Annotated in this window: 13 protein-coding genes; 5 read left to right on the top strand and 8 right to left on the bottom strand. The window is 32.0% G+C overall.

Annotated features, from left to right (window positions below; genetic code table 11):
• Nucleotides 1-6: 6 nt before the first annotated feature.
• On the bottom strand, nt 7-732 hold the full coding sequence (locus O5640_RS07715) for a DUF502 domain-containing protein (protein ID WP_036906069.1): 726 nt from the start codon (nt 730-732) through the stop codon (nt 7-9).
• A gap of 181 nt (nt 733-913) precedes the next feature.
• Between O5640_RS07715 and queG the strand changes: the two genes are divergently transcribed.
• The 3 genes from queG to O5640_RS07700 all read left to right on the top strand — a co-directional run bounded on the left by queG (nt 914) and on the right by O5640_RS07700 (nt 5281).
• Nucleotides 914-1858, top strand: a complete 945-nt coding sequence (gene queG, locus O5640_RS07710) for a tRNA epoxyqueuosine(34) reductase QueG (RefSeq protein ID WP_269611818.1) — start codon at nt 914-916, stop codon at nt 1856-1858.
• A 1-nt stretch (nt 1859) separates the two neighbouring features.
• The gene (locus O5640_RS07705) at nt 1860-2729 is read left to right on the top strand and encodes a tetratricopeptide repeat protein (protein ID WP_269611816.1); all 870 of its coding nucleotides are present in this window, start codon (nt 1860-1862) and stop codon (nt 2727-2729) included.
• 83 nt (nt 2730-2812) lie between these two features.
• On the top strand, nt 2813-5281 hold the full coding sequence (locus O5640_RS07700; protein WP_420063683.1) for a DNA gyrase/topoisomerase IV subunit A: 2469 nt from the start codon (nt 2813-2815) through the stop codon (nt 5279-5281).
• Here the strand turns inward: O5640_RS07700 and purF are convergent.
• From purF to O5640_RS07665, 7 genes are all read right to left on the bottom strand, one after another.
• Nucleotides 5278-6735: an amidophosphoribosyltransferase gene (purF, locus tag O5640_RS07695; RefSeq protein ID WP_269611812.1), complete on the bottom strand. Its 1458-nt coding sequence runs from the start codon at nt 6733-6735 to the stop codon at nt 5278-5280. The genes O5640_RS07700 and purF overlap by 4 nt on opposite strands.
• A gap of 63 nt (nt 6736-6798) precedes the next feature.
• Nucleotides 6799-9210, bottom strand: coding sequence for a phosphoribosylformylglycinamidine synthase subunit PurL (gene purL, locus O5640_RS07690; RefSeq protein ID WP_269611810.1), 2412 nt, complete (start codon nt 9208-9210; stop codon nt 6799-6801).
• A 3-nt stretch (nt 9211-9213) separates the two neighbouring features.
• Complete coding sequence (locus O5640_RS07685; RefSeq protein ID WP_269611809.1) at nt 9214-9996, bottom strand: PRC-barrel domain-containing protein; 783 nt, start codon at nt 9994-9996, stop codon at nt 9214-9216.
• A gap of 2 nt (nt 9997-9998) precedes the next feature.
• Entirely contained in the window at nt 9999-11159 is a 1161-nt protein-coding gene (gene dnaN, locus O5640_RS07680) for a DNA polymerase III subunit beta (RefSeq protein WP_269611808.1), read from the bottom strand.
• 373 nt (nt 11160-11532) lie between these two features.
• Complete coding sequence (gene thrC, locus O5640_RS07675) at nt 11533-12639, bottom strand: threonine synthase (protein ID WP_269611806.1); 1107 nt, start codon at nt 12637-12639, stop codon at nt 11533-11535.
• Nucleotides 12640-12665: 26 nt separating this feature from the next.
• Nucleotides 12666-13226 carry an alpha/beta hydrolase gene (locus O5640_RS07670; protein ID WP_269611804.1) on the bottom strand — a complete coding sequence of 187 codons (561 nt, stop codon included), beginning with the start codon at nt 13224-13226 and terminating at the stop codon, nt 12666-12668.
• Nucleotides 13227-15086 (bottom strand): ABC1 kinase family protein, encoded by a 1860-nt coding sequence (locus tag O5640_RS07665; RefSeq protein ID WP_269611803.1) that lies wholly within the window; start codon nt 15084-15086, stop codon nt 13227-13229. It abuts the gene before it with no gap.
• A 75-nt stretch (nt 15087-15161) separates the two neighbouring features.
• Here O5640_RS07665 and O5640_RS07660 point away from each other — a divergent pair, with 75 nt between their 5' ends.
• On the top strand, nt 15162-16847 hold the full coding sequence (locus tag O5640_RS07660) for a DNA repair protein RecN (protein ID WP_269611802.1): 1686 nt from the start codon (nt 15162-15164) through the stop codon (nt 16845-16847).
• Nucleotides 16848-16891: 44 nt separating this feature from the next.
• Entirely contained in the window at nt 16892-19840 is a 2949-nt protein-coding gene (gene uvrA / locus O5640_RS07655) for an excinuclease ABC subunit UvrA (RefSeq protein WP_269611801.1), read from the top strand.
• The last annotated feature ends 58 nt before the right edge of the window (nt 19841-19898 follow it).

Raw genomic sequence — 19898 nt, 5'->3', positions numbered from 1 at the left:
AATGCTTCACGAAGATGATGCTCTCAACTGAGAAAATAAACTAGAAAAAGAAGTATTTGTAGAATTACTCCTATCATCAGGATTTACAATTCCGGCTGAAATAATAGTTCTAAAAGCATCTTCAACAGATATATCTAAATCTTTAACAGAGTCTTCGGGCACCAAGGTGTACCAACCAGTTGTAGGGTTTGGTGCGGTAGGTATAAATACACTTAACAAAGGTTGGTTTGGTTCAGTTTGTAGAGATGGTCCGACAATACCAGTCACAAAACCAACGCTAAATAAACCTTCTCTGGGATATTCAACTAAAACAACTCTGCGAAATCTAGTTGAATTATCTCTCAAAAAAGTTTCTAGAAGTTGTTTAAGAGTTTTGTAAACAGATCCCGCAAGTGGTATTCGTGAAAGAGTTCCTTCCCCAAATTCAAGCAGCCATCTCCCTACAAAATTTCTGGCCATGAGACCTATCAACAAAATACCAAGTAATGGGACGGTTAAACCCAAAGCAAGATTGATAAGGTCTTGCAGTAAAGGATTAAGAGTAATGAATGGATTTAATTGTTTTGGTATTGAAGTTAATATTGCCAGAACAAAGCGGCTGACAATTGTAGACAACCAAATAGTGGTAGCTAATGGAATAACCACCAATAGACCAGCTATTAGGTCATTTTTAAGATCCTGCTGAAGCCTTGAGCCAAGAGTAAGATCTTCCTTCGGAGAGGACTGCACCAAATAAAGAGAGTCCGAAAAATATATATGTACACAATCTAACCAAATTTAGTGCATTAATTAAATAATTTAAGCTATTAATAGAAATAAAACATTAAAAGAAAGCATTGGAAGCCCCAAATAAAGTCTCAATTGACTCATGTACCTTTGAATTACAAGTAAAAATTACTCATAAAAACCAGCTGTGAACTTAAAAAAATCTATTGATCTAACAAAAAAAATTAAACAAAAAGCTTTTGAAGAAGGTTTTGATGCAGTTGGAATTGCAAAAGTTCCAGGATCTTTAAGAATCAAGCTTCGAACTGCTTCTTTAGAAAGATGGTTAGAAGCTGGCCATCAAGCAAAAATGGAATGGATGAGCAATTCAAAAAGAAAAAATATAGAGAACATGCTTCAAGGCGTAAAAAGTGTTCTTGCTGTGGGACTTAATTACTATGTAGATACTAAAAGAAAGCCTGGAGATCTATCGATTGCAAGATATGGATGGGGACAAGATTACCATAGGGTTATTGAAAAAAAATTAAAAAAAATTGCTAAATTTTTAGAAACAGAAAGACCGGATTCTAAGTGGAAAATATGTATTGATACAAGCGCATTTCTAGACAAAGTGTGGGCAGAAGAAGCTGGTATTGGCTGGATAGGAAAAAATAGCAATATAATAAATTCTAAAATTGGATCATGGATGTTTTTAGGTCACCTCTTATCTACTGAAGATTTGAATGCTGACGAGCCTTCGAAACCTATATGTGGTGAATGTGAAAAATGTATTGAAGCTTGCCCAACTAAAGCGATAGAAGAACCATTTATTGTAAATGCAAATAAATGTTTGGCATATCATACATTAGAAAATAGAGATCAGAAATTACCTAAAAATATTACTAATAAAATGGGTAATTGGATTGCAGGTTGCGATATTTGCCAAGAGGTATGTCCATGGAATCATAAAAACATACCAAACACAACTGAACCCGATCTTCAACCATCCGAATGGATATTAAATATAACTAAAAAAGAGGCATTATCATGGAGTGATTCAAAATGGAAAGAAAATTTAAATAAGTCGGCATTAAAAAGAATTAAGCCGTGGATGTGGCGTAGAAATATCAGTTCGATATCAAATAATCATTAAAATGAAAAAAAGGATTCCTAACATATACAAATTTATAATTTGTCTAAGTATTTTTGAATGTTTTCTTATAACTAAATCAATAAATGCTTTTTTTCCTAAAATAAACGAACCAAATCAAGAAGAATTAAAATCAACTTCCGTACAAATTGGAAAAACTGCTATACAACTAATTCAATTTGGACAAAATGATGAAGCTATTAAACTTTTAAGATTAGCAATTAAATTAAATCCTAAAGAAGTTGACCTATGGACTAGTCTAGCAGAAGCTCAAATCAGATCAGATAGGAATTATGAAGCATTATCATCTTTAAATCAAGCAATAAAATTAAGACCAAATGAACAAAAAATATATTTGAGCCAAGGCTCAATATATATGAGTCTAAATGATCCAAAAAAAGCTAAAATTTCTATAAAAAAAGGCTTATTAATTAATAAAAATAGTGAAAGAGGATATTTTCAGCTAGGCAACGCTGAAATAATGTTAAATAATTATAAATCAGCACTAAATGCATTTAAAAAATCTTCAGAAATTAATGCTAATTTTTGGCAATCAATTAATAATGAAGGTCTAGTTTTATATGAATTGAATAATTTTAAAGATGCTATATCAAAATTTAGATCTGCTCTTAAAATTAGTAATGATGCAGAACCAATGCTAGCTTTAGCAATAGTACTTTATACCTCAGAAAATAAATCTATTGAATCATTGAACTTAGCCAAAAATGCTTTAAAGTCTAATCCTCAATATGTTTCCAAAGACTATCAAGCACAACAATTATGGGGAAAAAAATTACAAAAATCAGCACAACTTTTATTTAAAAACAAAGAAATGAGAAAAGTAGTAAGAGAAGCTAAAAAAAAGAGTCAATGAATTAATGTTTAACAAAAAACTGGTTTTTAACAAATTAGTTAGTAGCCTAAATAAAGAAATTTAGGCCTCTTACAAAATCAAAGATGGCCAAGGAACGCCTGAAACCAATTTCGTTGCATCAAGAAATGCAACGTTCTTATCTCGAATACGCAATGAGCGTAATCGTTGGAAGAGCATTGCCTGATGCAAGAGATGGCTTGAAACCTGTGCAAAGAAGAATTCTCTTTGCAATGCACGAATTAGGACTTACACCAGATAGACCGTATAGAAAATGTGCCCGTGTTGTAGGAGATGTCCTTGGTAAATATCACCCTCATGGAGATCAAGCTGTTTACGATGCACTTGTAAGACAAGTTCAAATTTTTAGTTCAAGATATCCAATTCTTGATGGCCATGGAAACTTTGGATCAATTGACGATGATCCTCCTGCTGCAATGAGATATACAGAAACTCGATTAGCAGCCATATCTAATGATGCAATTTTAAGTGAAATAGACCAAGAAACTGTTAATTTCTCTCCAAATTTTGATGGATCACAGCAGGAACCAGATGTCTTACCAGCTCAACTACCTTTCCTTATTTTAAACGGAAGTGCCGGTATTGCAGTTGGAATGGCAACAAGCATTCCTCCACATAATTTAAACGAAGTAATAGAAGCATTAATAGCAATAATAAAAAAACCAACTTTAGACGAAGAAAAATTACTAGAACTAATACCTGGACCCGACTTTCCAACAGGAGGAGAGATTCTAATAAGTAATGGAATTAAAGAAACTTATACAAAAGGCAGAGGAAGTATCACTATGAGAGGTATAGCTCATATTGAAGAAATTAATCCAGGAAAAGGGAAACACAAAAGAAGTGGAATTATTATCACTGAACTACCCTATCAATTAAACAAAGCTAGTTGGATTGAAAAATTAGCAGACCTTGTAAATAATGGAAAAGTTTCAGGAATTGCCGATATTAGAGATGAAAGTGATCGAGATGGAATGCGAATTCTAGTCGAAGTTAAAAGAGATTCTGATCCCAAAAAAATTCTAGACTTCTTATACCAAAAAACCTCTTTGCAAAATAATTTTGGTGCGATATTACTTGCATTGGTTAATGGTCAACCAGTACAACTTACATTAAGAAAGTTATTAGATAATTTCTTAGAGTTTAGAGAAAATACTATTTTACTACGAAGCAACTATTTATTAAAAAATATTAAAAATAGACAAGAGATAGTTGAGGCTCTGATTCAAGCTATAAACAATCTTAGAGAAATAATTAACTTAATTGAAAAGTCTAAAGATACAGCAGAAGCAAAAAGTAATTTAATTATTAGATTAAAGATCAACGCAAAACAAGCAGATGGAATTTTAAGTATGCCATTAAAAAAAATTACAGGTCTCGAAAAAGATTCACTAAAAAATGAAATAAGTGATTTGAAAAATAAAAGAACTGAGCTCGAATCAATTATTAACGATAGAGAAAAATTAATGAAAGTAATGGTTAAAGAGCTAAAAGGACTGAAGAAGAAATTTGGTAGTGATAGAAAAACAAAATTAATAGAAGGTGGAGACGCTCTTATTGCTGAAAAAATGGCAAATCAGAGACCAAATAAAGAACTGCAAAGAATAAATGCTTTGAAACAATTATCAAACGATTCTGAGATTATTATTCAAACAAATAATGAAATAAAAATAATCCCTTCAATAACTATAAAAAAATTAAAATTAAAAGAATATAATCTCGATAGAAAAGATATTCTACCTACAAAATTAATATGGCCAATTAAAGATGAACCAAAGATATTAGCTGTTAGTCAAGAAGGAAAGATAGGGCTTCTTAAATGGGAATTCGCGGGCCAAAAACCTGGTCGTCTAGAAAAATTTTTACCAGCAGGTCTAGAAAATGATGAAATAATAAATCTTATTCCATTAACAGAAATAAAAGATATAAGTTTAGGCTTAATAAGTACTGATGGAAAATTTAAAAGAATTTCAATCAATGAAATTAGCGATATTTCTAATAGATCAACAACAATTTTAAAACTCAAAGAAAATATCAAGCTAAAGTCTTGCATTCTTTGTGAAGAAAATAGTTACTTATATATAGTCAGTGATATAGGCAGAATTATTAAAATTAAAGTAACAGAAGACAACTTTCCATTTATGGGTAAATTAGCTCAAGGAACCACTATAATGAGGTTGTTTCCCGGTGAAAATATAATTAATGCTTTGAGTATTCAAAAGAATCAAAATAAAGATTTAATTTTGATAACTAATAAAGGTTCTTTCGTAAAACATGCAACAAAAGAAATAAAAACATCAAAAAAAGGGGAGTTAGGAACAATGGGAATCAATTTGAAAGATAATACAGTAATTAATTGTTTTATAAATAATAAACACGTTTATATTAAAACAGATAAGGAAAGATATGAAAAATTAAAACCTGATTTAATTGAAAATAGTTCATATAAAAAAGTCAAAAAATTAGATATAGATTTAAACAACAATGAGTTTATAAAGTCAACTTTTTCGATAATAATTCCACAAAAAGATTAAGATAAAGACGTTTGTTCAACCCATCTTAAATATTCATCAGTGACTGTTCCCGTCACATATTTTCCAGTAAAACAAGATAAATCCAATGCCTTAATTTTTGAACCTTTAATAATAGCTTTAGTAAGATCATCAACTTCTTGGTAAATCATTTTGTCTATAAGTAAATCATCTTGTATTTCATTTATATTTCTATTATAGGCGATCAATTCCTTCCTACTTGGCATGTTAATTCCATAAACATGTGGGTATCTAATTGGTGGGGCAGCAGATGTAAAAGTAACTTTATTAGCCCCTGCACTTCGTGCCATTTGAACTATTTGCTGAGATGTTGTCCCTCGAACAACTGAATCATCAACTATTAACACATTTTTATTTTTAAATTCAGTACTCATTGCATTTAACTTCTGGCGCACTGAACGTTTTCTTAGAGATTGACCCGGCATTATAAATGTTCTACCAACATAACGATTCTTGAAAAAACCTTCCCTGTATTCAATCCCTAACTGTCTTGCTACTTGCATTGCAGCCGGTCTAGAAGAATCAGGTATTGGCATTACTACATCTACATCGCCAAGAGAAATTTGTTTTTTTATGGTTTCTGCTAATAAATCTCCCATTCTTAATCTTGACTCGTAAACAGAAATACCATTCATTATTGAATCAGGTCTAGCCAAATAGACGTATTCAAATGAACAGGGAAATAATTGAGGATTACTCGAGCATTGTTTAGAAAAAAACTCTCCATCTGAGGTGATAAAGATCGCCTCACCTGGTTCCACATCTCTAACAATTTCATAGTCATTATTTTCAATTACTAGTGATTCACTGGCAATGACCCACTCAGTTTTATTATTTTCTTTAATTCTTTTACCAATAACCAAAGGTCTAATTCCAAAAGGATCCCTGAAAGCTAAAAGACCATGCCCAGCTATCAAAGCGATTGAGGCATAAGATCCCTCTACTCTTGCGTGAAGAGTTTTAACAGCATTAAAAAGATCATCTGGATTAATATCTCGTCCTTTTATTGCACTATTTAATTCTGTTGCCAAAACATTTAATAATATTTCAGTATCACTTGAAGTATTCGTATGCCTTTTATCGACTTTAAAAAGTTCTTTTTCTAACTCTCTTGTATTAGTTAAATTTCCATTATGAACAAGAATAATACCGTAAGGAGCATTTACATAAAAAGGTTGTGCTTCCTCTTCTCTATGAGCGGCTCCTTTAGTTGCATATCGTACGTGTCCCAATCCTGTTTTACCAATCAAAGTTCTCATATCTCTAGTTCTATAAGCTTCTCTAACTTGACCTTTAGATTTATTGATATGAAAAACACTGCCATCCATTGTTGCTATACCCGTAGAATCTTGCCCTCTATGCTGTAATAACAACAAACTATCATAAATTTGTTGATTACATTGATCTGCTGAAACAACACCCACAATTCCACACATAATTATATTCCTTGGTTTAGTATGATAAAAATTTAATTTTAAAATTATAAATCATTAATGATATTATTTAGTTATTTTTTTATAGATGGTATTTTTATATCTATCTTTAATGTCTAAAATATTAACATCTATAATAAGGTTATTAGATTGATGAACTAATAATTTTTGCTTATTATTAACAGTACCTAAATGACATATTGAGAAAACATTAGATTCTTTTAAAGAACTATTTTTATAATATTTTTTGAGTGCCAAGCTTTGATCACTCGAACAACTAACTAAAACTCTTGCACCTCCTTCAGCAAAAAGAAGTCTCTCTAATCTTGATGAACTTGAAGGAAGTAGAATATTTGCTCCATATCCTGAAGAAATACAACACTCAGCTATCGCTACTGCTAAACCACCATCGCCTAAATCATGTGCTGAATTAATAATACCTTTTTTTATTATTTTTCTCAAAAAGGAATGAACTTGTTTTTCTAAAACTAAATCTATTTCTGGTGGTCTCCCAGTTTTCAAGCCATGAATGTACTCTAAAAAAGAAGAAGCAGCTATTGAAATTCTTTTATCCTGATTTTTATTAGTTTCTAAAGGTAATCCAATCATCCATATTTCATCTCCTACTTTACGCCAAGATTTTTTACAGATTTTATTAATATCTTCTATTAATCCGACCATACCAATGACTGGCGTAGGGTTTATTGGTATGACGGTATTATTTGGCAATTTTGTATCATTATATAATGATACATTTCCTCCTGTTACAGGAGTATTTAATACTTTACATGCATTAGTTATACCTTCACATGACATTGATAATTGCCAAAAACCTACAGGTTTATCAGGAGAAGAGAAATTTAAATTATTTGTAATCGCTATAGGTTCAGCTCCCACACAACTTAAGTTTCTAGCTGCTTCTGCAACAGCGGACATACTTCCTCTTTTAGGATCTAAATAAACCCATCTATCGTTGCAATCCACAACTGATGCGATTCCTCTTTCTTGATTTATTGTATTTATAAAGTCATTTTGAGAACGAATTCTAATAACAGCTGCATCAGCTTCGCCAGGCGCAACAACTGTATTAGATTGAACTTGATAATCATATTGTTTATATATCCAATTTTTTGAAGCGATTGAAGGCGTACTTAATAAATCTAGTAAAATATTATTCCAGCTAATAAATAAATTATTTTTTATATTAATAATTCCATCCTTACGACTTTTAGGTAATAAATCTTCTGTCCATTTCCAATGTTCTTGCAAATAATTAGGCGTTGAATTTATTAATAAATGTTCTTCAATAGGGGTATCATCTGCGAGTGCTGATGCAGGTAAATTTGCTACAACTTCTCCTTTATGTATCACTTTAACAACTTTTTTTTTCAAAACTTTTCCCACAACTTCAACGTATAATCCCCATTTCATAAATAATTCTCTTAATTCAATTTCTGAACCAGGTTTGACAACAAACAACATTCTTTCTTGTGATTCAGACAACAAGAACTCATATGCAGTCATTCCTTTTTCTCTAGCTGGAACATGATCAAGATTCAATTCAATTCCTACCTCTCCTTTTGAAGCCATTTCAGAACAACTACAAGTCAAACCAGCCGCTCCCATATCCTGTGCAGCAATTACATGTCCTGTTTTAAATGCCTCTAAACAAGCTTCTATTAATCCTTTTTCAAGAAAAGGATCACCCACCTGTACTGCAGGTCGATCATCTATTGATGTTTTAGAGAGTTCAGAACTGGCAAAACTTGCTCCACCCATACCATCTCTACCAGTTGTATTTCCTACATAAAGAACTGGGAAATCGATGCCACTAGCACCTGAACAAACTATCTCTTTTGTTTCCATTAAACCCAATGCCATTGCATTAACTAAAGGATTACCTGAATAACTATTATCGAATCCAACTTCCCCTCCAATTGTTGGAACCCCTACGCAATTTCCATAGTGAGAGATACCTGCAACAACACCTTCTAACAAACTAATGTTTTTTTTATCATCTAAAGAACCAAACCTTAAAGCGTTTAATAAGGCTATGGGCCTTGCTCCCATAGTAAAAATATCTCTCAAAATCCCACCTACGCCAGTTGCTGCACCTTGAAAAGGCTCTACAGCTGATGGGTGATTATGACTTTCAATTTTAAAAACTAATTTTTGACCTAAACCAATATCAACCACACCTGCATTTTCTCCTGGTCCCACAAGAATTCGGCTGCCTTTTGTAGGAAATTTTTTTAATAAAGGGCGAGAGTTTCGATAACAACAATGTTCAGACCACATTACGCCAAACATTCCTAATTCATTTCTATTAGGAGCCCTATTAAGTCTTCGACAAATTTCTACATAATCAGATTTTTTTAATCCTTCTTGCTGAAGAGAAGATAAAACATCGTATTCAACAACAAATTCTGATGAATTTATAATTTGATTAAAATCATTATTTTCAGAAGAAACTGTCATAAATTAAATCCAGGGATCAAGATCTTTTTCATTGATAGAACTAGTATTTCTCTTGCTTTTATTCATTCTATTAAATTCTTCGGAACTATCTATATCTAGACTATCTATCCAATCATCATGGGAATCATCATTATTCGAAATTTCATAAGAATAATCAACAGTATCATTCTCACTTTCACTTATTTGATGGTCAATCCATCCCTCAAGCCTATCAGAGGCGTTATAGGTTAAATCTTGAAATTGACTTTTCCATTTTCTACTCTTGCTAAGAAATTCTTCTTTTAAACTTGCTTTTTGTATTGGTAAATCTTCAAATGTATCAATATCACAAGAAATAGAACCAGGCTGTTTATCTATGATTTGAGAGATAGATAAACGCCATCTACTAGTTCCTGGAATTAATGGGTTAGTTCGACTAACTAAATAATATTGAATGATTCCTTGATTTTGTTCAAAAACAAAATCAGCTATTAAACCTAATTTTTGACCACTTCGATTAAAAACGTTTGCATTCATTAAAGTAGGCAAACGATCCAAAGTTTGTTGATCAGAAAGTGAACTAGGTCCTTTTACGTAAATTTCTTGTTGATTTATTCCTTTCAATTGATTTAGCCTCCAAACCTCTCTTTGAAGTCTCAAATTAGAAGGCCGACTTACCCATCCTAAGACTCTATGAACAGGTGGATGCATCCATGGACTAATAACTGGACCATGATCAATTCCATTCTCACAACGCACATTGTGTTTTAGTAAATCACTAAATAATAGTTTTGTAGGAAAAGCCAAAATTAATTTCGTATCTGTATTGGCATGACTAAATAAATGAAGTTAACATCACTATTAACAGGTGAAAAAACCGCAGGTGTCGTAGGAGAATTACAACTTAATTTTATAGTATTAGAATCTATAACTTTAAGTCCATCTAATAAATATCTAACATTGAATGCTATTTGAAATGATTCTCCTTTAAAGGAAATAGGTAATGACTCATGACCTGTTCCAATATCCTGTGCGTCAGTACTAATTTTAATTAAATTTGTAGTACCATCAGCCGTTACTTTAATAACATTATTATGTTGATCAGCTAAAACAGCAATTCTTTCTAATGATGCAATAAATTCCTTCCTATCAAACTCTAATTCATTTTCAAATGTATCAGGTAATAATTGAGAGTAATTTGGATAAGATCCTTCTAAAGCCCTAATAGTTATAATTTCGTCAACAGATATAAACACTACTTGTCCTTTATCAATAAAAAAATTAATTGGTTGACTGATATCACAAGTACTCAAAAACTTTTCAACTTCTCTTAAAGACTTAGAGGGTAATGTAATAGAGAATTTATCTATGTTATGGGAAGAATCATTATTATCTAAATTAGCTAAAATATTATTTAAATTTAAAACAGCTAATCTATGTCCATCTGTAGCTGCAGATTCAATCCCATAACCATCAAATGTAAGATTAACCCCTGTAAGTAATTGTTTAGAATCATCAGTACTACTTGCAAATAAAGTTGACTTAATTGCACTAGATAAAAATAATGGATTTAATTTAAGTGAAGTACCGCTCTCTACTAAAGGTAAATCGGGAAAATCATCTGCCAACATACCTCTTACTTGATAGGTTCCACTTTTACTAGTTAATTCAACTTGCTGACTAATATCATCAGAAGTCAAAATTAAAGGTGAATCATTAGATAATTTAGAAACAATTTCACCAAACAATTTAGCAGGTAAAGTTATAGCACCACTAGTTTCTATAGAAGCAGATATTGAGGTTTGTATTCCTAAACTTAAATCAAAACCAGTTAAACGGAGTTTTCCCGTTACCTCATCAGCAGCAAGTAAAACATTAGCTAAGACAGGGTGTGTCGGTCGATTAGACACCGCTCTACTAACCAACTGAAGAGCAGTATTTAATTCAGACTGAGAACAATTTAATTTCATCCCGTTATTTCAAATAAAAATCCATTGATATAAGAATTTCATAGCTATTTCCAAAAAGCAATACCGTTAAAAAAACAAAACTTTTTACTTCTATTCTAATTCTTTATTCTTGATATGAAATTTAATTAGAAGTAGTAGGCTCTGTGGTATTTGTGGTTAATTCAAAAAACATAGTACTCAACAGTTACCTTGGATTTTATGTGTGTGGAAAAGTTTTATTAATAGTGGACAAAAAAAACTTTATCCACCAATAATGGACGTTGTGGAAAAAAAAGAAGTATATTTTGAAGATTTTTCTACTTTTCCACAAAATAAAAGAAGATAAACAATGATAATTAACAGACACTTTCTTTACTGGGTGTTCTTATTGTTATTAAAAGCCCATTATTTTTGTAATGCTATTTATATCAGGATCTATACCCGTGTGAAAAATTGAATCATTATTTTGTATTGCACAATCAGGATCTTTCAAACCATTTCCTGTTAGGACACAAACAATAGTTGAGTTCTTAGGTACATCATTCTTAATTTTCAATAAACCAGCAACAGAAGCAGCACTAGCAGGCTCGCAAAAGATACCTTCTTCTCTTCCAAGAATTTTATAGGCTTCGATTATTTCTGAATCTGTCACGGAAGAAAACTTACCATTGCTTGACTCTCTTGCTGAAAGCGCTTTTTCTTTATTAACAGGATTACCAATTCTTATTGCAGTAGCAATTGTTTCTGGATTGCTGATGCTTTTACCTTCAACTAAAGGCGCAGAGCCACTTGCTTGAAAACCCATCATGCGAGGAAGTTGTTTAGATTTTTTAGCTTGAAAAAATTCTTGGAATCCCATCCAGTAAGCACTTATGTTTCCAGCATTCCCCATAGGAATGCATAACCAATCAGGAGCATTTCCAAGATTTTCTATAATTTCAAAAGCAGCTGTTTTTTGTCCCTGCAATCTATATGGATTAACGGAGTTAACTAATGTTATTGGATATTTATTAGATAATTCTCTAACAATATCTAATGCTTTATCAAAATTTCCTTTAATAGCTAATACTTCTGCTCCGTAAACTAAAGCTTGAGCTAGTTTACCTTGAGCTACATATCCGTCTGGAATAATAACAAAAGATCTCATTCCTCCTTTGCTAGCATATGCAGCAGCAGATGCAGAGGTATTACCGGTACTTGCGCAAATTACAGCTTCACAACCAGCTTCTTTAGCTTTGCTGATTGCCATTGTCATTCCTCTATCTTTAAATGAACCTGTTGGATTTAGACCATCATATTTCACATAAACTTTTACACCTTTTCCAATTCGATCAGCAATCGATTTCACTTGCATAAGAGGCGTTCCACCTTCTTTTAAAGTGATGATGGGTGTTTTATTTGAAACCGGTAGCCAGGGTTTGTAAGCTTCTATAAGACCATCCCAATTATTTTTGTTCGGTGTAGAAGAGAAAAGTTTGCTTAATTTTTTTGAAAATGGCACTGCTTAACTAATCAATTTTAAACAATCTAAGTCTTAGACCTTCCATCTTTCAGCTTTTTAAAAGGTGAATTTGAGTAGAATTCGATTAATTCTTTTAATGATTCTACTTTTTTCAGGGTTTTACTTAGTGCATTTAGATCTATAGCAACATTTTTATTTGGATATGCTTTAAAAAAATCAATTAGATTTATTTTTTCATTGTTTTTAAAAGAACTGAGTAAAATTCCAGACCTTATAGCTTTTATACTTAATTTTTTATCTAATATCTTATTAGGATAAATAATTTGTGAAAGTCTACCCAGAAAAACTTCTCCTATTTTACTATTCATTAATTTACTGCTTGTTTTTAATGGAACATCTATTTTCAGAGATAAAACTTTGAGTAGTTCTTTTTCTTTTTGATTTGTAATTTTTATTAGATTTTTTAACTTATTACTTGGTTTTTTTGAAAGTTTAAATTTATATAATTCTTCTATTTCTATAGTTCTACTAAATGTTCCTTTATAAAGAAAAATGTTTTCAGCTCCTTTTACACTTTGACCTAAAAAAAATATTAATAATATTACGTAATTATATTTTAAAATCATTTATTGTTCTACACCAGCTGCAACTTTAACTAATCTGACTAGTCCTTTTTCAGACGTTTTTTTCATTAGTCCAAGGCCCATTTGGTAAGTATCTTTAGTTACTAGAATTTTTGGTAATTTTTTAAAAAATATTTTTCTTTTAAAGCCAGGTTTGATTTTTGACTTATTAAACATTTTATTTATTGAATACAAATTAAAGATTTTTTTAGTATTCTGTTTTGAAGATTTTTCAATCGTCTTAGAGCGGATTTTAGATGGAAGTTTATTATTTAAATTTATAACTGTTTTCCATCCAATAGAGTCTATTTTTGAAGCTAAAATGTTTACTAATTCATTTCTCAGAACTTTACCTTTCTGTGAAAATAAAAAATCTATTGTTTGATCTAATATTTTTTCACTGTCTAACTGTTTTTCTTTCGTTGCGCTTGTTAAAAGGTCATCTAGTCTTTCTAATTTAAGGTTGTTTTCATCAAATAGCATTTCTTTCAAACTATTTCTGAGTTCTGGATTTTCATCTTCCATAAGTCTCCTTGCAAAATAAGGATATGCTGCTCCTAAAATCTTAAAATTCGGATCAACACTAAGAGCTATTCCTTCTAGAGTGATTAAAGATCTTATTATTAGTGCGTAATAAGGGGGTAATTTAAATGGAAATTTATACATTATGCCAGACATGTCATCTGTTACAGCTTTAAAATCCATTTTATTTACTCCTATTTCTAGTGCGTTAGTAAAAACACTTTCAAAAGCAGGAGCAATTGGTGTTAAATCAACTTCTTCAGAGAGAAAGCCTAATTGAACAAAATCATAGGAAAGTTTATCGAATCTTTTATTTACAAGGTGAACAACTGCTCTAATTAATCCAATTCTAGATTGTTGTGTAATATTACTCATCATCCCAAAATCTAAATAACATAATCGACCATCTTCCATTGCTAAAATGTTGCCTGGATGTGGATCAGCGTGAAAAAAACCATGTTCAATTAGTTGCTGTAAACTACAACTAACACCAATTTCTACCATTTCATTTGGATCAATTCCTAGTTTTTTCACTGCGCTTATATTTGTTAATTTTATACCATCTATCCATTCCATAGTAAGTACTCTTCTGCTTGTTGCTTCTCTATAAATTTTTGGTACTGCAATCTTCTGATTACCGCTATGAAGTTTTTTAAATTTTTCTGCATTTGTAGCTTCATTTATATAATCCATTTCTTCAAAAATTCTTTTACCTAGCTCATCTATCAATGCTACTAAATCACTTCTGATAATTCCAATATTATTTTTAAACCATATAGCCATATTTCTTACTATATATAAATCTAAAGTGATTTGTTCTCTTAGTCCTGGTCTTTGAATTTTAACAGCAACTTTTTCCCCACTTTGTAGTGTTGCTTTATGTACTTGACCTAAAGAGGCTGCTGAAATTGGTTCTTTATCTATTTCAAGAAAAATGTTTTCTACCTTATCTTCTAAATCTTGTTCAATACATGCCATTGCGAGTTTACTTTCAAAGCCTGGCAGTTGATCCTGAAGTTGTGCTAATTCCTCTAAAACTGTTGGCGGAACTATATCTGGTCTCGTGGAAAGAGCCTGTCCAGCTTTTATGAATGCTGGTCCTAAATCAACGAGTAGTTGTGTAAATTCTCTCGCCCTGAAAGTTTTTCTTTCGTTTTTGTCTAAAGATCCAACTAGCTTTTCCCATCCAACGCCAAGTAAAAATAATCCAATAGGTAAAAGCGTTTGCCAAAGTCTGCGGAGTAGACGAACTGGATTTTTTTTGTAGATTGATTCTATAGCCACCGGGTCATACTCAAGTAGACCTGAGGCTTCAATAAAATCGCTTAGTTCTTCGGCCATTTTAGTATGGCAATGTTCTACATCCCTTCTAGTTCATTTTACTCTTGGTTTGCGTCTTTTTGATTGCTTTGATTTATGCTCAACAGTCTTCGTTTTCAAAATATAGCTCTATTTGGTAACTTAGAGATTGAATTTGATAAGGGATTTACTGTTTTTACAGGTCAGACTGGTTCAGGTAAATCAATATTTATTGATACGTTAAACGCCTTATTGGCGAACAAAAAAACTCCTCTAGATAATCGATTAGTAGCAAAAGGATCATCATCATCATCTATAGAGGCTGTTTTTTCTGTATTTCAAAATACAAAAGATTGGTTGATTACTCATGAATTTGATGCTGATGAAGAATTAATTGTGACTAGAGAATGGCGTTTGAAAGAAGATAAATATAAATCTAGATTTAGAATTAATGGTGTATTAGTTAACAGAGATCAAATATCAGAATTGAGATCACTTTTATTTGATTTCACGCTACAAGGAGATACTTACATCTTAAATGATTCATTGCATCAATTAAGATTATTAGATTCTTTAGGCTTAAATAAAATTCAAGAATCTATTGCTAAAGTAAATCAAGATTGGAAAATATGGCATGATTCTAGTTTTAGACTAGAGCAAGCACGAGATCAAATTTTTGATTCAAAAAAAGAATTTGAGGAAATTCAGTATATATACGAAGATCTAGACAAATTACAATTAGAAGATCCAAACGAGCAAACCAAGTTAGAAATTGATCAGAATCGTTTATCAAATCTTGTAAGGTTAAAAGAAGGAGTTAAGTTTTTATTGATTCGTTTAAATGAAAGCTTAGATGAGTACCCATCAATTCTAGATCATACTAATTTTTGTATTAATGAATTAAAAAATATGTCTAAAATTGATTCTTCTTTAGAACCAATTTTTGAGAGTTTTTATCAACTAACCAATAATCTTAATGATGTAATTTATCAGATTAATGATTATGAAAAAACATTAGATATTGACACTTCTTTATTAAATGACTTGCAATCTAGATTATCTACTTTAAAATTTTATCAAAAAAAATATCAAAGAAATATAGAAGATCTTATTACCTATAAAAATGAATTAATGAATAGTTTATCTTTGCATGATGACTCTAATAATATTCACGAACTTGATTCCTTTGAAGCTAATAAAAGAATTATAAGAGACAAGTCTAACCAAGATTTGTCGATTCTAAGAAAAACTATTGCTTTGCAACTAGAGGATAAATTGATTATGAGTTTAAAAAACTTAGGTATTCCTAATGTTCGTTTTAAAGTTATTTTTGAGGAATGTGAACCAACAATTAATGGGATTGATAAAGTTACTTTTATGTTCTCAGCAAATCCAGGTATTCCTTTAGCGCCTCTTTCCGAAACTGCCTCCGGAGGAGAGAAATCAAGGGTTCTTCTTGCAATAAAGGCAATTTTTTCTTCATTTGATGAATCTAAACTTTTGATTTTTGATGAAATTGACTCAGGTGTTAGTGGATCTGTTAGCAGCTATATAGCTAATTTGCTCTGTGACTTGTCAAATCACCGGCAAGTATTTTGCGTCACTCATCAACCTTTAATTGCAGCATTTGCTGATAATCATTTTTCTTTAAAAAAGCGCGTTATTGCTGGTTATACAAAGTCTAGTGTTATTCATTTAAAGGAAATGGCTGATAGGCAAAGAGAATTGGCTTTATTGGCTGGAGGTGAAATCGTAGAAGCCAATGCTTATGCGGCGAGCCTGCTGGAACACAAAGCTGCATGATGAGCATATTTTTTTATACAATTAATTATTAATATTTTTCCCTAATGGGAGGTCCAAAACCTAATTCAAAAAATAAGACATTAAATATGACTCCTTCCAATGAAGAAGTCATAACTATTCGTGGTGCCAGGCAACATAATTTAAAAAACGTTGATTTATCTATTCCAAGAAATAAATTGGTTGTTTTTACAGGTGTTAGTGGAAGTGGTAAGAGTTCTTTAGCTTTTGATACTATTTTTGCTGAAGGACAAAGGCGATACGTTGAAAGTTTATCTGCTTATGCAAGACAATTTTTAGGTCAGGTTGATAAACCAGATGTTGATTCAATTGAAGGTTTATCTCCAGCAATTTCTATTGACCAAAAATCAACTAGTCATAATCCTCGCTCAACAGTTGGAACGGTTACGGAAATACAAGACTATTTTCGATTGCTTTTTGGAAGAGCTGGTGAACCTCATTGCCCTGAATGCTCTAGGCCAATTAAGCCTCAAACTATTGATGAGATGGTTGATCAAATAAAGACTCTTCCAGAAGGGACACGATACCAATTACTTGCACCAGTCGTTAGGGGTAAAAAAGGAACACACTCAAAACTTTTGTCTGGACTTGCTGCAGAGGGTTTTGTTCGAGTAAGAATTAATAAAGAAGTTAGAGAACTGGCTGACAACATTGAATTAGATAAAAATCAAATTCACTCTATTGAAGTAGTGGTTGATAGATTGATTGCGAGAGAGGGTATCGAAGAGCGATTAACTGATTCATTAAGTACTACCTTAAAAAGAGGAGATGGCCTAGCAATAGTTGAAGCAGTACCTAAAAAGAATGAAGAACTACCCAAAGGTATTGATAGAGAAAGATTATTTTCTGAGAATTTTGCATGCCCAGTTCATGGGGCGGTGATTGAAGAATTATCTCCAAGATTGTTTTCATTTAATAGTCCATATGGAGCATGTCCCGACTGTCATGGTCTCGGTCACCTGAAAAAATTCACTTGTGAGAGAGTTGTACCTGATCCATCACTACCGGTTTACGCTGCTGTTGCACCATGGAGTGATAAAGATAATTCATATTATTTTTCATTATTATTTTCAGTTGGTGAGGCATTTGGTTTTGAGATAAAAACTCCTTGGAAAGATTTAAAAGAAGAGCAAAAGAATATTTTGCTAAATGGCAGTAAAGAACCGATTTTAATAAAGGTAGATAGCAGATATAAACAAGACTCTGGATTTAAAAGACCTTTTGAAGGTATCTTGCCTATTTTAGAAAGGCAGTTACAGGATGCAAATGGTGAAGCTGTTCGTCAAAAGTTAGAAAAATATCTTGAATTAGTCCCCTGTGCAAGCTGTCATGGTAAAAGATTACGTCCTGAAGCTCTTGCTGTAAAACTAGGACCTTTTTCAATAACTGATCTCACTTCATCAAGTGTTTCTACCACACTAGCGAATGTTGAGGAATTAATGTGTATTGAAACAACCAAAGACTCAAATCAATTACTTTCTAATAAACAAAGAAAGATTGGAGAATTAGTTTTAAAAGAAATTCGATTACGTCTTCGATTTCTGTTGGATGTTGGACTTGATTATTTAACTCTAGATAGGCCAGCTATGACCTTGTCTGGGGGGGAAGCTCAAAGAATACGACTTGCTACACAAATAGGTGCAGGTTTAACAGGGGTTCTTTATGTTCTAGATGAACCTAGTATTGGACTACATCAAAGAGATAATGATAGGTTGTTATCTACCTTAAAAAAATTACGTGATCTAGGTAATACTTTGGTTGTTGTTGAACATGATGAAGACACGATAAGAGCAGCTGATCATTTAGTAGATATAGGTCCAGGTGCTGGTGTGCATGGAGGAGAAATTATCGCTGAAGGATCTTTAGATAGTTTGTTGGCTGCAAAAAAATCATTGACTGGTGCTTATCTTAGCGGGCGCTCGTCTATTCCTACACCTGCTAGCAGAAGAGATTCAGTACAAAGAAAATTACGATTAATTGATTGCGAAAAAAATAATCTAAAAAATGTTTCAGTTGACTTTCCATTAGGTAGATTAGTTGCCGTTACGGGAGTCAGTGGAAGTGGTAAAAGCACTCTAATAAATGAGTTGCTTCATCCTGCTTTGAACCACTCTCTAGGGTTGAAAGTTCCCTTTCCAAAAGGATTAAAAGAATTAAAAGGTATTAAATCTATCGATAAAGTTATTGTTATTGATCAATCTCCAATTGGTAGAACTCCACGATCTAATACGGCTACTTATACTGGTGCATTTGATCCTATACGACAACTTTTTGCAACTTCTGTCGAGGCAAAAGCTAGAGGATATCAAGCTGGACAATTCAGTTTTAATGTCAAAGGTGGAAGATGTGAAGCTTGCCGTGGTCAGGGTGTAAATGTAATTGAGATGAATTTTCTTCCTGATGTCTATGTCCAATGTGATGTGTGTAAAGGAGCACGATTTAATCGAGAGACATTGCAAGTTAAATATAAAAATTATTCTATATCTGATGTATTAGAAATGACAGTTGAACAAGCAGTTGATGTTTTTTCTGCTATACCTCAAGCTGCAGATCGATTAAGGACACTTTTAGATGTTGGACTTGGATACATTAAGCTTGGTCAACCTGCTCCAACATTATCTGGAGGAGAAGCTCAAAGAGTAAAACTTGCTACTGAATTATCAAGAAGAGCTACTGGTAAAACTCTTTACTTAATTGATGAACCAACAACTGGTTTAAGTTTTTATGACGTTCATAAACTAATGGACGTGATACAGAGATTGGTGGATAAAGGAAACTCAATTATTGTTATTGAGCACAATTTGGATGTTATTAGATGTTCAGATTGGATTATTGATATGGGTCCGGAAGGTGGTAATCGAGGAGGAGAGATTGTTGCGATGGGAACTCCTGAAGAGGTGGCAGCAGATTCAAATAGTCATACAGGTAACTATTTAAAAAAAGTTTTGGAACTACATCCTCCCATAACGGTTTGAACATCTTTGCCGATTTTGTATATATTTCGTAATCTTGAACAATAAAGGATCTTCTTTT

The sequence above is a fragment of the Prochlorococcus marinus str. MIT 0912 genome (genome assembly GCF_027359595.1).
GTDB classification, from domain to species: domain Bacteria; phylum Cyanobacteriota; class Cyanobacteriia; order PCC-6307; family Cyanobiaceae; genus Prochlorococcus_B; species Prochlorococcus_B marinus_C.
Note: the sequence above shows the minus strand (reverse complement) of the source record. Positions and strands in the feature narration are given on the sequence as shown.